General features: G+C 72.0%; 13 protein-coding genes and 1 pseudogene. 8 read left to right on the forward strand and 6 right to left on the reverse strand.

Annotated elements, in window-relative coordinates; translation table 11 throughout:
- Positions 1-248: 248 nt before the first annotated feature.
- Both E1212_RS22070 and E1212_RS22075 read right to left on the reverse strand, forming a co-directional pair.
- Entirely contained in the window at positions 249-1097 is an 849-nt protein-coding gene (locus tag E1212_RS22070; RefSeq protein WP_420814410.1) for an LLM class flavin-dependent oxidoreductase, read from the reverse strand.
- The gene (locus tag E1212_RS22075; RefSeq protein WP_131986462.1) at positions 1094-2527 is read right to left on the reverse strand and encodes an amidase; all 1434 of its coding nucleotides are present in this window, start codon (positions 2525-2527) and stop codon (positions 1094-1096) included. Before E1212_RS22075 ends, E1212_RS22070 begins: the two co-directional genes overlap by 4 nt.
- Before the next feature lie 218 nt (positions 2528-2745).
- Here E1212_RS22075 and E1212_RS22080 point away from each other — a divergent pair, with 218 nt between their 5' ends.
- The 3 genes and pseudogenes from E1212_RS22080 to E1212_RS30835 all read left to right on the forward strand — a co-directional run bounded on the left by E1212_RS22080 (position 2746) and on the right by E1212_RS30835 (position 6298).
- On the forward strand, positions 2746-3840 hold the full coding sequence (locus E1212_RS22080) for a M48 family metalloprotease (protein WP_162605583.1): 1095 nt from the start codon (positions 2746-2748) through the stop codon (positions 3838-3840).
- A gap of 8 nt (positions 3841-3848) precedes the next feature.
- Positions 3849-5450, forward strand: a complete 1602-nt coding sequence (locus E1212_RS22085; protein WP_131986466.1) for a type IV secretory system conjugative DNA transfer family protein — start codon at positions 3849-3851, stop codon at positions 5448-5450.
- 103 nt (positions 5451-5553) lie between these two features.
- A pseudogene (locus E1212_RS30835) lies at positions 5554-6298 on the forward strand (phosphotransferase family protein).
- On the opposite strand, the gene E1212_RS22095 reads toward E1212_RS30835, so the two are convergent.
- The gene (locus E1212_RS22095) at positions 6255-7337 is read right to left on the reverse strand and encodes a GDSL-type esterase/lipase family protein (protein WP_131986468.1); all 1083 of its coding nucleotides are present in this window, start codon (positions 7335-7337) and stop codon (positions 6255-6257) included. The pseudogene E1212_RS30835 and the gene E1212_RS22095 sit on opposite strands and share 44 nt — an antisense overlap.
- 224 nt (positions 7338-7561) lie before the next feature.
- Here E1212_RS22095 and E1212_RS22100 point away from each other — a divergent pair, with 224 nt between their 5' ends.
- Positions 7562-8632, forward strand: a complete 1071-nt coding sequence (locus tag E1212_RS22100; RefSeq protein WP_131986470.1) for a 3-deoxy-7-phosphoheptulonate synthase — start codon at positions 7562-7564, stop codon at positions 8630-8632.
- 14 nt (positions 8633-8646) lie between these two features.
- Here the strand turns inward: E1212_RS22100 and E1212_RS30840 are convergent, their stop codons facing one another.
- The 3 genes from E1212_RS30840 to E1212_RS22115 are packed head-to-tail and all read right to left on the reverse strand — an operon-like array spanning position 8647 to position 11296.
- On the reverse strand, positions 8647-9240 hold the full coding sequence (locus E1212_RS30840; RefSeq protein ID WP_131986472.1) for a DUF624 domain-containing protein: 594 nt from the start codon (positions 9238-9240) through the stop codon (positions 8647-8649).
- 14 nt (positions 9241-9254) lie between these two features.
- Positions 9255-10160: a dihydrodipicolinate synthase family protein gene (locus E1212_RS22110; protein ID WP_131986474.1), complete on the reverse strand. Its 906-nt coding sequence runs from the start codon at positions 10158-10160 to the stop codon at positions 9255-9257.
- Entirely contained in the window at positions 10157-11296 is a 1140-nt protein-coding gene (locus tag E1212_RS22115) for a mandelate racemase/muconate lactonizing enzyme family protein (RefSeq protein ID WP_203417096.1), read from the reverse strand. Before E1212_RS22115 ends, E1212_RS22110 begins: the two co-directional genes overlap by 4 nt.
- 116 nt (positions 11297-11412) lie before the next feature.
- Here E1212_RS22115 and E1212_RS22120 point away from each other — a divergent pair, with 116 nt between their 5' ends.
- The 4 genes from E1212_RS22120 to E1212_RS22135 are packed head-to-tail and all read left to right on the forward strand — an operon-like array spanning position 11413 to position 15534.
- Positions 11413-12201, forward strand: a complete 789-nt coding sequence (locus tag E1212_RS22120; RefSeq protein WP_131986508.1) for an IclR family transcriptional regulator — start codon at positions 11413-11415, stop codon at positions 12199-12201.
- Positions 12202-12235: 34 nt separating this feature from the next.
- Positions 12236-13693: an ABC transporter substrate-binding protein gene (locus E1212_RS22125; protein WP_131986478.1), complete on the forward strand. Its 1458-nt coding sequence runs from the start codon at positions 12236-12238 to the stop codon at positions 13691-13693.
- Between the two features lie 3 nt (positions 13694-13696).
- Positions 13697-14641 (forward strand): carbohydrate ABC transporter permease, encoded by a 945-nt coding sequence (locus E1212_RS22130; RefSeq protein WP_131986480.1) that lies wholly within the window; start codon positions 13697-13699, stop codon positions 14639-14641.
- Complete coding sequence (locus E1212_RS22135; RefSeq protein ID WP_131986482.1) at positions 14638-15534, forward strand: carbohydrate ABC transporter permease; 897 nt, start codon at positions 14638-14640, stop codon at positions 15532-15534. The genes E1212_RS22130 and E1212_RS22135 overlap by 4 nt, the downstream gene beginning before the upstream one ends.
- The last annotated feature ends 8 nt before the right edge of the window (positions 15535-15542 follow it).

Consider the following 15542-nt stretch of genomic DNA (forward strand, 5'->3'; position numbering starts at 1 on the left):
CCTGATAGCTGCCCGTTCTTAGGCCCCGGACGGGCGGGTCAAGCGGACCCCCACGGCGCGAAGCGCCACCAGGGTCCGCTTGAGGCGACCGTCCGGGGCCAAGAGAATGGGCAGCAGGGGGACGGGGAACCCAGCGCAACCACACCAGGCCGGACCTGACCTGACCTCTAAGCTTGCGGAACGGGGCGCCGCTCAGCCGGACCAGAAGCCCACCCTGGGCACCTGGTGACCCCCCTCCCCCATGATCATCAAGGGGAGGTGGCGGCGCGGACGGCGGGAGCGACCTCTTCGGCGAAGGTGCGGAGCTGGTCCACGGGCCCGCCGAACACCAGGACGTCGGCGCGGTGGTCCGTGACCAGGGCGCTCAGCTCGTCGACCCACTGCGACGGGGGGCCGTCGAGATAGCCCTCGGAGGCGCCGCCGGTGATGGTGCCGCCGACGTTGTACACGCGCTTCACCGCCGACGGGTCGCGGCCGGCGTCCGCCGCGCCGGCGTCGACCCGGTCGTTGAGCTCCGGCAGCCGCCCCACCACCTGGGCGGACACCGACGGTACCCAGCCGTCGGCCACGCGACCGGTCAGGGCCAGCGCCCGCGGCCCGTACGCGCCGATCCAGATGCCGATGTCGTGCGCCGGCAGCGGCCCGGAGTGCATGCCTCTGAGGTGGTAGTGCGAGCCCTCGAAGCGCAGGCCGCGGTCGCCGCTCCACAGGAGCCGGATCACCTCGACCGCCTCGCCCAGCGCCGCCAGCGCCTCGCCCGGCGAGCGCCGCGCACCGCCGTAGCCCTCGATGGCGTCCCAGAACGCCCCCGCGCCCAGCCCCAGCTCGAACCGTCCGCCCGACAGCACGTCCAGCGACGCCGCCGCCTTGGCCAGGACACCGGGCGGGCGCAGCGGCAGGCAGGCGACGTCGGGGAAGACGCGAAGCGACGACGTCGCCGTGAGGATCGCGCTCGACAGGACCAGGGTGTCGACGAACCGGCGCTGGTACGGGTGGTCCTGGATGCCGACGTACTCCAACCCGAGCGACTCGGCCAGCCGTGCCGTCTCGACCAGCGGGTCGGCGGCGTTCGGGACGAGGAAGTAGCCGAAGCTCACCACGTCGCCGGCCTCCGGTCGCGCCAGGGCCGGGCCGCCTCGAGCTGCGCGGCCAGCGACAGCAGCGTCTCGTCGGCGCCGTGGCGCCCGCCCAGCATGACGCCGACCGGCAGCTCGACCCCGTCGGCGACCGCCGTCTCCAGGGGCAGGCTGATCGCCGGCCAGCCGGTGAGGTTCCAGACGCTGGTCCAGGGCGTGAACGCCATCTGCCGGGCGAAGTCGCCGGCGGGGTCGACGTCGTCGCGCTGCGAGCCGACCGGCGCCGGCAGCTGCGCCAGCGTGGGGCTCAGGACGACGTCGTAGGCCGCCCACGTGGCCGCCGCTTCGCGCGTCGTCGTCTGGATGAGCGCGAGCGCCGACGCGAACTCGATGCCGCTGACCGACCGGCCCTTGTCGCGCAGCCAGCGGGTCAGCGGGAGCAGCAGGCGCTCGTGCTCCGGCGGGACCGGCGCGCTCAGCGCCAGCACCGACCAGATCGACTCGAAGGAGTCCCAGCGCTCCGCCTCGAACGGGACGGGGGCCGGCTCGACCCGGTGCCCGAGGTCCTCGAGCAGCCGCGCGGTGCGGACGGCGGCGGCGAGGCAGGCGTCGTCGACGGGGGCGCCTGGGGAGATGACGGGGCTGGTGAGCAGGCCGATGGTGAGCCGCCCCGGCTCGCGCTCGCAGGCGTCGAGGAACGTGGTGCGCGGCGGCGCGAGCACGTGCAGGTCGCCCGGCCAGTTGAGCGACAGCACGTCCAGCAGCGCCGCGGTGTCGCGGACATCGCGCGTGAGCACGCCGTTCGACGCCAGCCCGGCGCCTTCGGGGCGGTACGGGCCGGGGCTGACGCGGCCGCGGGTGGGCTTGAGGCCCACCAGCCCGCAGGCGCTGGCCGGGATGCGGATGGAGCCGCCGCCGTCGCTGCCGTGGGCGATGGGCGCGATGCCGGCCGCGACCGCCGCGGCCGACCCGCCGCTGGAACCGCCGGCCGACCGGGAGAGGTCCCACGGCGTCCGGGCGGGCGGGGCGATGTCGGGCTCGGTGTACGGCGGCAGGCCGAACTCGGGCGTGTTGGTCTTGCCGATCATGAGTGTGCCGGCCCGGCGCAGCAGCGTGACGACGCCGTCGTCGGCGGGCGCCACGAAGTCGCCGAGCGCCGCGCTGCCGGAGCGGAACGGCACGCCGGCGACCATCGCGAGGTCCTTGACAGGGCACGGCACGCCGAGGAACGGCGGCAGCTCGTCGTCGGAGCGGGACTGGCGCAGCAGCAGCTCGGCCTCGGCGGCCTGCTCGCGCGCGAGTCCGGGGGTCAGGGTGACGAAGGCGCCGACGGACGGGTCCAGCCGTTCGGCCCGCTCGAGCGTGTGGTCGACGACCTCCGACGGCGACACCTCATGTTTGCGGACGGCCGTGGCGAGCTCCAGCCCGGTCAGCTCGTGGATCTGAGACACCCCTCCAACCTATGGTGCCGGAGTGCCCGGCAGGTCGGGGTGGGCGGAATCGGCGGTGCCAACGGGATGGCTCGACCCGCGCCGGCGCCGGTGACGGATCTCGGCGTTTCTCATCAGGACGCGAGAACCATGTCACCGGACGGCCATATGGTGACTTTCACAGGTACGCGGCCGTCCCCGGGCCGCGTCAGCGACCAACGAGTTCATCGGAGGCGGCGATGAGCGACGACGGCCGGACGTCCGGCGCGCGCCCCACCGGGCCCCCGGGCGGCTTCGACGATCCCGAACCGCCTCCGGCCACGGGCCTGCGCGGCCGCTGGTCGGCGCAGGCCACCACGCCGCGCCCGCTGAGGCACCGGCGCGGCGCCGACCTCTCCACGCTGGCCTCGCTGGTCCTCGGGCTGCCCTGGTTCCTGTTCAGCCTCACGGTGGTGGGCCTGGGCGGGCTGGGCATCGGCGCGCTGGCCGGCAACACCACCGTCGTGCCCATCCTGGTCATGGTGCTGTGGCTGCTCAGCGGCGTGCTCATCTTCTACCGGCCGGTCGAGGTCGGGGTGGCCCGGTTCATGCTGCGCGCCCGCAGGCCCACGCCCAGCGAGCGCGACCGGCTCGAGCACGCCTGGCACGAGGTGAACCGCGCGGCCGGCCGCGACGGCGGCAAGTACCAGCTGTTCATCGAGGACAGCGACGCGCTGAACGCCTACGCCGCGTCCGGGCACATCGTCACCGTCACCCGCAAGACGCTCGACGCCATGCCGCACCACCACCTGGCGGCGGTGCTGGCGCACGAGCTGGGCCACCACCTCGGCGGGCACCCGTGGAGCAACCTGCTGACCTACTGGTACTCGGTGCCGGCGCGGCTGCTGACCCGCGCACTCCGGCTGGTGCTGCGCATCGTCGTCGTGCTGTTCTCGACCCTCTTCGCCGTGGTGGCCCGCATGCCGGCGCTGGCGTCGTTCATCGCCAAGATTCTCACCTGGTCGCTCATCCTGTTCGTGGTGTTCTTCGTGACGGTGCTCATGGCGACGGCGGTGCAGTCCGGCCAGACGTGGGCGCCGCCCACCGTCGCGCTGGTGCTGCTCACCCCGATCCTGCTGCCCTGGCTGGCCCGCCGCAGCGAGTACCGCGCCGACCGCGTCGCCGCCAACCTCGGCTACGGCTACGCGCTCATCGAGGTGTTCGAGGACTGGCTGCGCCAGGGCATGGACGACGACCGGCGCAACTTCGTGCTCCGGGCGCGGCTGTTCAGCACCCACCCGGCGCTGGCGGCGCGCATCAAGAAGCTCGACGCCTACCTGCGGAAGAACGCGTAGGAGACCCCATGCCGATCCGACGACGACGACGCAGCGAGACCCCCTGGGACGTGCTGCGCGACGACCATCCCGACGCCGCCGTCGCCATGGACCGGCTGGTCCAGGACGGCCGGCTGTCCGACGTCGACTCCGCGCGCATCGCCTGGGCGCTCGACACCCGGGCCGAGGACCCCGCCGCGCTGGCCCAGCTGGCCGACGAGATCGTGCGCTACGGCCCGGCGGCGCTCGCGCACCCGTCGGCCCTGCACGACCTCCCGGTGCCGCGGATCGCGCGGCACAACCTCACCGCGGGCCAGGTGCGGCTCGGCCGCACCGTCCAGGACACGCACGCCGACACCGTCATGACCCAGGACTTCGGCATCGACCACGACGTGCTGCGCACGTCGCTGCTGGTCATCGGGCCGCCGGGGTCGGGCAAGACGCGCGGCTTCGCGCTGCCCATCGTCGAGCACCTGTCGTTGTCGGCGCTGGCCGGGCAGGCCAGCGTCGTCGTGGTCGACCCCAAGGGCGACGACTTCGCGCACGAGGGCTGGTTCGACGTCACCATCGACCCACTCAGGCCCACCACCGGGTTCGACCTCTACGGCGGCACCCAGCACCCCGACACCGCGGCCGACCGGCTCGCCAGCGCCATGCTGCCGCCGTACGTCACCGACGACATGGCCTACTTCATGGACGGCTCGCGCAACGCGCTCTACGCCTGCCTGGCGCCGTTCCATCTCGCGTTCGGGCGGTGGCCGAAGATCCGCGAGATGCTGGCGCTGCTGCGCTCCGAGCAGGGCATGACCGACCAGGTCAAGGCCAACCTGCGCGGCCCGGAGGGCAAAGAGGCCAAGGCGCTGCTCGACAGCCGGCGCGACCAGGCGACCCGCAACGCCGACCCCGCCGCCTCGCTGGTCGAGCGGTTCCAGCTGCTGGCCCGGCCGCGGCTCATGGAGCTGTTCGACCGCGACAACACGTTCCGCATGCACGACATCAACAAGCCGACCCGCGTGCGGGTCTCGCTGCCCGAGGCCGAGTTCCCCGACGCCACCCGCATCCTGGCCCGGCTGGTGGTCTCGCAGTTCGTGCAGGTCACCTCCGCCCCCGACACCAACCGCACCATCTTCAAGGCGCTCGCCATCGACGAGGCCGGCCGCTTCGTCGACGACTACGTCGCCCGCGGCGTGCAGAAGCTGCGCTCCAACAACGCCGGGCTCATCCTGCTGGCCCAGACCATCAGCGACTTCCCCGTCCAGGTGCGGGCGACCGTGTTCGGCTCGGTCGGCTGCAAGGCGGTGTTCGGCGGCATCGACCCGGTCGACGCCAAGGTGTTCTCCGACTGGTTCGGCGACCATTGGGTGGCCGAGATCAGCTACAGCCAGGGCGAGGCATCCGGCCTGGCCCGCACCAGCGGCAGTTCCCGCGACAGCCGCGGCGGCTGGAACCGCTCCGACGGCGAGACCCGCAACTGGGGCGTCACCAAGGGCACCAACCTGCGCCGGGTCGAGCGGCCGCGCTGGACGGTGTCCGACATCGTCACCCGCATTCCCGCCGGCCACTGCGTCGTCGCCCTCTCCCGCTCCGACGGCACCCGCACCGGCCCGACGCTGATCAACTTGCGCGCCTGACGCATTCTGTGCCGGCACCCGCCGGCGGAACGGCGCATGCCGCGGGCACCCGCTCGCGGAAATCCGCGCGCCTGGACCCGCACCGACGCCGGATACTGGCGCGATGGACGAGGTGAAGGTCGTCGTCGCGCATTCCGAGCGGGCGACCCTGCGGGTCGGCGATGTGTTCCTGAAGGTCGACGCCGACCAGACGCGGCTCGACGCCGAGGTAGCGGCGATGGCGCTGGCGCCAGTCCCGACCCCGAGGGTGCTGTGGCGCGAGCGGCCCGTGCTCGCGATCGCCGCGGTCACGGAACGGCGCTCGGCCGCCTCGGCGAGCCGTCGACCACGCCACCGGTGGCATGGGCCGCGGCGGGCGCCGCCATCCGGAAGCTGCACGACGCGCCGCTGCCGACCCGGATCGGCCGGGCCGGCCGGGGCATCGACGAGCTGGCGGCGGAGCTCGACCGTGAGTGCGAGTGGCTCGTGGCCGGCGGCGTCCTACCTGCCGGTCTGGTCGCCCGCAACCGCGAGGTCGCCGAGGCCGCTCTTCGGCCGTGGACGCCGGCGTTCACGCACGGCGACCTGCAGATCGCCCACGTGTTCGTCGACGGCGACGAGGTCACCGGCGTCATCGACTGGTCCGAGGCGGGCCGGGGCGATGCCCTCTACGACCTCGCCATCTGACGCTCGGACACGAGGAGCACCTTCACGACGTCCTCGCCGGCTATGGCGCCGACGTCGACCTCGACGTGATCCGCGCGTGGTGGTCGATGCGCAGCCTGCTGGCGATCCGCTGGCTGATCGAGCACGGTTTCGACCCGTTCAGGCCGGGCTGCGAGGTCGACGTGCTGCGATCGGCGAGATGAGGCCCCCGGCGAGCACCGGCAGAGCGGCCTCGGCGAGGCGGGCACGGCCGGCGTCGGTGAGGTGCAGGTGGTCGCCGGAGTCGTAGGCGGGCAGCAGGCGGCCCGGCCGGGCCGGGTCGCGCAATGCGGCGTCGAAGTCGGCGACGCCGTCGAGGTCGGCCGCCGTGCGCAGGTGGGTGTTGGCCGCCTGCCGGATCGCCTCGCGGGCCGGCGTCCAGCTCGCGGCACCGCTGAACGGGGTCATGGTGGCGCCGACGACGGCGAGACCGCGGGCCCGCGCGCGGGCGACCACCTCGTCGTAGGCGGCGATCAGCTGCCCGGCCGCCGTCACGCCGCGGGAGAGGTCGTTGATCCCCTCGAACAGCATCAGCGTGTGCACGCCCGGCTGGCTCAGCGCGTCGCGCTCCAGCCGGCTCAGCAGTGCCGGGCCGAAGCCGTCGACGGTGACGCGGTTGCCGGCCATGCCCGAGTTGAGCAGCGCGAACGGCAAGCCGCCGGGCGACGCGCGCAGCGCCGCAGCCACTCGGTCCGGCCAGCGCAGGTTCCGGTCGGGGACGTGGCCGTCGCTGTCGGTGAGGGAGTCGCCGACGACCACCACGGCGCCGTCGACATCGGGCCGGTCGAGCGTCAGCCGGTCGAGGAAGAACCAGTGCAGCACCCGCTCGGTGCCCGCGGCCGAGGTCACGACCGTTGTCTGCGACGAGCGCAGGTGACCCGTCACCGCGTCCACGACCCCGGCCACGGAGACGCTGACGACGACGTCCGTGCCACCCGCCACGGGGAACGACGGCACCGGGTCGCTCACCGCGAGCCCGCCGGCCGGCACCGTCACCGAGACGGCGCCACCGTCGAACGTCACCGCGCGCTCGCCGACGGCGACCGGCCCGAACGTCACCGGCGCCGTCCCGAACACGTTCGACAGCCGCAGCCGCAGACCGTCGCCGCCGATGCTGGGCCGGACCACCATGCGGATGGTCGCGTCCGCCAGCCGGACGTCTTCGAGCCATGCCGTCGCCGCCGTCCACACACCCACCGTCACGCGCGGGCCCCTTTCCGGATATAGTTCAGCTCGTGGTCGCGGTTCGTCGGTATCCGTATTTTGCGCAGGCTCCGGGTGGAGCCGGGCGTGTCATGCGCTGACCGACGACCCACCCGGAGCCAGCTGGGCAGAGACATCTCGTCTCTGCCCTTCGTCATGAGACGGGCCGGCTCGCAGGCGATCCGACGGGACGTCCCGCTCGTTGCAGAGGAGACGTTGCACCCATGTCCGAACCCCAGTCCCCCACCGGCGACCTGCGCATCGTCGGCTTCCAGCCGCTCATCACGCCCGCGGGCATGCTCGTCGAGCTGCCGATGGACGAAGAGCACGCCGCGCTCGTGCGGTCCAGCCGGGCCGAGGTCCGCCGCATCATGGCCGGCGACGACGACCGCCTCATGGTCGTCGTCGGCCCGTGCTCGGTGCACGACCCGGTGGCGGCGCTCGACTACGCCCAGCTGCTCAAACCGGTGGCTGACGAGCTGCGCGACGACCTCGCCGTCGTCATGCGCGTGTACTTCGAGAAGCCCCGGACGACGGTGGGCTGGAAGGGCCTGATCAACGACCCCGGCCTGGACGAGACGTTCGACGTGCAGCGCGGCCTGCGCATCGCTCGCGAGCTGCTGTTCGAGGTGCTCGGCGCCGGGCTCCCGGTGGGCTGCGAGTTCCTCGAGCCGATCAGCCCGCAGTACATCGCCGACACCGTCTCGTGGGGCGCCATCGGGGCGCGCACGCCGGAGAGCCAGGTGCACCGCCAGCTCGCGTCCGGCCTGTCGATGCCGGTCGGCTTCAAGAACGCCACCAGCGGCGACGTCCAGGCGGCCATCGACGGCTGCACTGCGGCCGCGCACGGGCACGTCTTCTTCGGCGTCGACCACGACGGGCGCGCGGCCGCTGTCAGCACCGCCGGCAACCCCGACTGCCACGTCATCCTGCGTGGCGGCAGCGGCGGTCCGAACTACGGCCCCGAGCACGTCCTCGACGCGCTCGCGCTGCTGCACAAGGCGCAGCTGCCGGAGCGGCTGGTCATCGACGCCAGCCACGGCAACAGCGGCAAGGACCATGAGCGGCAGGCCGTCGTCACCGGCGAGATCGCCGGGCAGATCGCGGCCGGCCAGCGCGGCATCGCCGGGGTGATGCTGGAGAGCTTCCTGGTGGCCGGGCGGCAGGACATCGGAAGCACGCCGCTGGTCTACGGCCAGAGCGTCACCGACGCGTGCATGAGCTGGGAGACGACCGAAGGCCTGCTCGGCGACCTGGCCGCGGCGGTGCGGGCCCGGCGCACGGCGGCGAGCTGAGCGACCGCGACGGGTCACGGGGCGAGCCCGCGCTGGACGGTGAGGGTGGCGAGCAGCGCGGGCAGGGCGGGGAAGAACAGCGGGACGGCGGCCGGCGTCGTGAGCCAGCCGCCGACGGCCAGTAGCACGACCAGTGCCGCCACCGCCGCCGTCGCCAGCGGCCGCCGCCACGCCACCTCCGCCGTGACCTGCCACGACCGCACCACCGGCAGGTCGACGTGCGCGACAACCGCGGGCAGCTGCAACAGCGTCGCTGCGTACCCGGCCGCGAGCACGGCCATCCCCCATGCCAACGGGGTCGACCGCGACAGCAGCAGGTAGAACACGACCACCCAGACGGTCAGGATCGGTACGCCCAGCACCAGCTGCGACGACCGCAACGACGACCGCCAGACGGCCCAGAAGTCGTGCCACAGCCGCGGCGAACGATTCAGCACGTACGCCCGCAGCACGGCGTACAGCGCGGCCGTGGCCGGCGCCAGCCCGAACAGCACCAGCCCGGCCAGCACGCCGAGGAGCCACAGCAGGTTGAGGGCGGCCAGCCGCACGGGCCAGTCCAGGTACCCGTACAGCCGGCCGAACCGTCCGCCGACCTCGATCTCAGCCATGGTCCTCCCGAGCGTCACAGCCTCAAGGCCGTCAGGATGTCATCCAGCAGGGCTCGGCCGCCCGCGTCCAGCGTCTTCGCCGGCAGCCGGACGGTCGTGTGCTCGATGATGCCGCGGCGCACCAGCACCTCCTTGTGCACTGCCCACGCGATGCCCTGCTGCAGGCCGTGCACGATCAGCGGCAGCAACCGGGCGAACGCCTCGCGTGCCTCCGCCCGCCGTCCGGCGCGCCAGTCGGCCAGAATCGGCCCGAGCAGGTCGGGGAACTCGCAGGCCGGCATGGTCCCGATCGAGCCGCGCGCGTACTCGTCCAGCACGAACTGCGCGTTCTGCCCGCCCAGTACGGCGAAACCCCCGTCCTCGTTGGCGACGGCATCCGCGACGGCGCCGACCTTGGGCACCGTCGGCGGCGCCTCGACCTTGACCGAGGTGACGCCGTCGAGCTTGCTCAGCTCGACGATCAGCGCCGGCGACATTGCCACACCGGTGACGCCGGGCGCGTCCTGCACCATGACCTCGGTGCCGGCGGCGGCGGCGAACTCGCCGAGGTGGCCGTAGAACTCGACCAGCTGGTCCGGACCCGGCTTGACCATGAACGGCGGCAGCACCATGAGCGCGTCGGCGCCGCCGGACGCCGCCTCACGGGCCTGCTCGAGCGCCGTCACCGACGATGTCCCGTTCACCCCGGCGACCACCGGGACTGCGGTCCCGACGACGGCCAGTACGTCGCGGAGGATCTTCTGGCGCTCCTCCAGCGTCAGCGCGAACCCCTCGCTGGCCATGCCGAACACGGCGACGCCGTCGACGCCGGAGGCCAGCTGGAACTCGACCAGCCGGCGCAGCCCCGGCCGGTCCAGGGCGCCGTCGGGGAGGAAGGGAGTGGCCAGGATGGGGACCAGGCCGTGGACGGTATGACTCATACGGTTCGACTCTCCTCGGCGATCTTGCGGACGGCTTCCTCGTCGACGTCGACCCCGAGGCCGGGGCCGGAGGGCAGCGGGATGCGGGCCGGGCCGGCAGCGATCGGCGCGCGCAGGATCTGCTGCCCCACGTCGGTGGACAGGGGCTGGTACTCGAACACCTCCAGCAGCTCCACGGCGGCGGCGACGTGCAGCCCGGCGGCCAGCGCCACGGCCAGGCCGGTGGAGTGGTGCGGCGCGACGGGCACGTGCCGGGCCGCGGCCAGCTCGGCGATCACCATGGCCTCGGTGATGCCGGTGCGGCCGACGTCGGGTTGGGCGACGGCCATCGCGCCGGCCTCGAGCCACTGCCGGAACTCGTAGCGGTGCCGCAGCGACTCGCCGGCGGCGATCGGGATCGGCGACCGTCCGGCAAGTTCGGCGTGGCCGGCGACGTCCTCCGGCGCCAGCGGCGCCTCGAGGAACCAGCCGGACCGCTCGGCCAGCCCCTCGGCCAGCCGCAGCGCCTCGGTGAGCGAGTACGCCCAGTGCGCGTCGACGGCCATTCGCAGTGCCGGCGCGGCACTGCGGACCGCGTCGACGGTGGCGAGGTCGGCCTCGACGCCGTAACCGAGGTGGAGCTTCACCGCGGTCGCGCCGCGGTTCGCCCAATCGCGGGCCAGCCAGGCCCGGGCAGCGTCGGACGGCCGCGGCAGCCCGGACACGTAGGCCGGCAGCTCTGTGCGGAACGCCCCGCCGAGCAGGTCGGCGACCGGCCGCCCGGCCAGCTTGCCGGCGAGGTCCCACAGTGCGATGTCGACCGCGGCCAGCGCGTCGGCCTGGTGCCCGGCGAGGTGGCCGCGCTCACGCATGAGGTCGCGCAGCCGCGACCACGCCGGCCGCGGCCGGGTCGCGTCCATGCCACGCAGCACCGGCGCGAGCAGCAGGTCGACGATCGAGCCGGGCACCTCGGGCGCCACCGGCGCCAGCGCCTCGCCCCAGCCGGCGGTGCCGTCGTCGGTGGTCACCTTGACCAGCAGCGCCTCGAACCGGTCGGAGTACAGGCTGCGCCAGGGCTCACGCACGGCGTAGCCCGGGCCGATCTCGCTGCCGTCGCGGAGCGCCCCCAGGTACGCGTCGTCGGCGGCGACCTTCAAGATGAAGGTCTCAACATCACGAATCAACATCGCGCATCCGGAGAGGGCTTGACTTGATTCAACATATGCGTAACTCTCCCACATAGTGCACGTAACCTTCAATATCAGGAGTGACCGTGGCATCGGAGCAGGGCACGAACCAGAGCGTCGAGAAGGCCGCGAGCGTCCTCGCAGCCTTCCTCGACGGCCGTGCGCTGCGGGTCTCCGACGTCGCGAAGTACGCCGGCCTGGGCCAGTCGACGACGTCGCGCCTGCTGGCGACGCTGGAGACGCTCGAGTACGTGGACCGCGACCCGGCCAGCAACCTGTACCGTCTCGGCCCGGCTCTGCTCACGCTGGCCGGCGTGGCGATCAACCAGCACCCGGTGCACCGCGAGGCGCGGCAGGCGGCCCAGAACCTGGCCGGAACGCTCGGCCTCGGTGTCAACGTCGCGGTCCGGCACGGCTCGTCGCTGTTCTACCTGTGCAACTTCGAGGGCCGGCTGGCGCCCAAGTCCTTCACGCTGATGGGACAGCGCAACCCGCTGCACGCCACCGGCATCGGCAAGTGCCTGCTGCTCGCGCTCACTCCGGCCGAGCGCCGGGAGCTCCTCCCCGACCTGCACCGATACACGCCACGTACTATCTGCGACCACGGCGAGCTCGATGCCGCGCTCGACCTGGCCGCCCACCGCGGCTACGCGACCGAGGTCGAGGAGCTGGCGCTGGGACGCTCCTGCGTCGCGGCCTCGATCCTCGACCAGTCCGGCAGCATCGTCGCCGCATTGTCCATCTCCGGCCCGCTCTCCGCGCTGGGTCTCGCCGACGGCGAGCCCGAGCTGGCCAGCACCGTCATCGAAGTGGCCGACTCGATCAGCGTCGGCCTCGGCTACCTCGGTCCCCGGCACGCGCCGGCGCGTTCCTGACCCACGTTCACCGACAAAGGAGTCCGCGAGAACCATGTCCCGCACACGACGCACGCTGCGTTGGGCGGCGGCCGCTTCGGCCGTCGCGCTGACGGCCACAGGCTGCAACCTCGTCGGCAGCGGCGAGGACGACAGCGGCAACGACGACGCCTCCGGCGAGAACGTCACCATCACCGTCGCGCTGGTCCCCGACCCGCCCGGCGCGAGTGAGTTCTACCGCGCCCAGTTCGACCAGTTCGAGGAGGACAACCCCGGCATCACGGTCGACGTCATCGAGAACCCCTCGGACCAGCAGCTGGGCGCCGTCGAGCTGATGTTCCAGCAGGGCGACCCGCCGGACGTGTTCCGGGCGCAGGCCGACGGCTTCGACCGGATGTACGAGCGCGGCTGGGTGCACTCGCTGGAGGAGTTCGCCACCGACGAGTTCATCGACCGCTTCCCCGAGGGCACCATGAACCCGTCCACGTCCGGGCTGCACCGCGACGGCGAGCTGTACACGCTGCCACTGGTCTCCGGGAAGTGGGACGTCCGCGTCCTCGTCTACAACGAGGCCGTCCTGGGCGAGAACGGGTACGACGGCCCGCCCGAGACGTGGGGCGAGCTGGAGGAGATGTCGCGCACCATCACCGCGAACGGCGGCGGCCAGGTGTTCGGTTACGCGCCCACGTCCGGCAAGGCCGGCGCCGTCGAGATCCTGGCCCAGGTCGCGGCCCCGTTCTCGGTCGTCAGCGACGGGATCGACTTCCGCACCGGCCAGCCCGCCACCGCGTCACCGGGCATGGTCGAGGCGGTCGAGCTGCACCGTCGCATGCAGGCCGACGGCGTCATGGTGCCGGGTTGGGAGAGCTGGGACGGCGCGCGGGCGTTCACCGAGTTCGCCGCCGGAACCATGGCCATGTACCCGACGGCGCCGTGGCACATCGCGGAGATCCGCAAGCTGAACCCCGAGATCGAGATGGGCATCGCACCACTGCCCGTGCCCGACGACGGACGCGTCGCGTTCACCCCGACGAAGCAGTCGTTCCAGCCGATCTGGTCGATGTCGTCGGAGACCGAGCACCCGGAGGAGGCGTGGAGGGTCATGGACTTCCTGGCCTCCGAGGACTTCCACCGCGCGTACTACGAGCAGTTCGGCTCCTTCACCGCGCTCGAGAGTGCGTGGGCCGACCAGGCACGGGAGAACGAGGACCAGGCCGCCATCCTGTCCGCGGCCGAGGAGACCATGCGAGTGGTGCCCAACCCGATGCTGCTCAGCGAGGGCGGGGCGGAGATCCTGCGGGCCCGTGCCCAGCGGCCGGAGCTCAAGCACACCGACGCCGCGGTCGACGCGATCATCAGCAACAAGCCGTTCCTGCCGATCGCCGAGGCCCTGGACCAGCAGATCCAGACGTTCCTCGACGAGACGCTCGCTGAGCTGAACGGCACCGCGACCATCGACGACATCACGTTCCCCGACTGGGATCCGCTCGAGAACTACACCCCGGAGCAGTAGTCCATGGCTTCGACGTACGCAGCTTCCCGGCGGCCTCGCGCCGCCGGGCGCTGGCGCCGCCACGCGTGGAGCTACGCGTTCCTCGTGCCGGCCGCACTGCTGTTCGGCGGCTTCTCGATCTGGCCGATGATCGCCAGCTGGTGGTACTCGTTCTTCGACTGGGACGGTGTCGGCTCGCCGACGGACTGGGTCGGCCTGGACAACTTCCGCGAGGTCCTCGGCTCCGGAGACTTCTGGGACGCGTTCTGGCACTCGTTCCTGTTTTCGCTCGCCGCCCTGGTCATCGAGCTGCCGCTGGCGCTGGTGCTGGCGATTTTGCTGAACAACGCGTTGCTGCGCGGCCGCAACGTGTATCGGCTGGCACTGTTCCTTCCGGTCGTCACGACGACCGCGGTCGTGGGCATCGTGTTCGCCATCCTCTTCGACCCGGTGCGCGGCGTGGTCAACACCGCGCTCTCGGACCTGGGACTGATCGACTCCTCGATCAACTTCCTCGGCTCGACGTCGACTGCGTTGCCGACGCTGATCGGCATCGACGTCTGGAAGGGCTTCGGCATCACACTGATCTATTGGCTCGCGGCCCTTCAGACCATCCCGAAGGACATCCACGAGGCGGCACTGATCGACGGCGCCAGCTCGCGGCAGTCGCTGCGCTTCGTGGTGCTGCCCATGCTGATCCCGCTGGCCATCGTCATCCTGCTGCTGGTCTTCCAACGCAGTCTCAACACGTTCGATCTGGTGCAGGCGACCACGCAGGGCGGCCCGAACTACGCCACCGACGTCGTACCGACCTACATCTACCGGTTCGCGTTCGACCCGTTCCTGCAGGCGCCGAGGTACGGGTTCGCCTGCGCGGCCGGCGTGGTGTTCGGCGTGATGACACTGCTGATCACGTTGCTGCAGGCCCCGGTCCTCCGGCGCCAGTACAAGGCGGGAGCGACGACATGAGCACCACCGAACTCGTCCGCGAGACCCCGGCGCCGGTCGCACCGGCCGGCCCGGACCGGCGCAACCGCTGGTACAAGATCCGGCCCAAGCTGTGGCACCTGTTCCTGATCCCGTTCTGCCTGCTCTGGGTCTACCCGTTCATCTGGATGGTCTCGGCCGCGTTCAAGTCGCAGAGGGAGATGCTCCTCGGCGGCCTGTCGCTGATCCCCGAGGAGTGGACGTACGAGAACTTCGAGCGAGCCTGGACCACCGCCCGGTTCGGCGACTACACGATCAACACCGTCACGTTCTCCATCACCGTGGTGCTGATCGTCCTGCTCGCGTCGGCCGCGGCGGGCTACGCGCTGTCGCGGCCGGACCTGCCGGGAAAGAAGGTGATCGTCGGCATTCTCATCGCCACCATGTTCATCCCGCACGGGTACACCATCATCCCGGTGTTCCTCCTGGTCAGCGACCTAGGCTTGAACAACGGCCTGCTCGGCGCGGCGCTCGCGCAGGCCGGGCCCGCCCTGGTGGTGCCGATCCTGCTGTTCATGGGCTTCTTCGCCGGCATCCCTCGCGATCTGGAGGACGCCGCGCGGGTGGACGGCGCCGGCTACCTGCGCACGTTCTTCCGGGTGATGCTGCCGCTCTCGAAGCCGGTCATCGGCACGGTGACGCTGCTGAACTTCATCACCGCGTGGAACGCGTTCTTCGTCCCGCTGGTGTTCACGCTCGGCAATCCCGATCTGCGCACGCTCGGCGTCGGCATGTACAACTTCTTCGGCCAGGAAGGTACGGACTGGACCGGCATGGCAGCGGCGGCGTGCATCAGCACCATCCCGATCGTCATCGTCTTCCTCTTCCTGCAGCGCACGTTCGTCGAAGGAATCGCCGGCGCGGTCAAGAACTGACCTCCCCT

The sequence above is a fragment of the Jiangella ureilytica genome, from assembly GCF_004348545.1.
GTDB lineage: Bacteria > Actinomycetota > Actinomycetes > Jiangellales > Jiangellaceae > Jiangella > Jiangella ureilytica.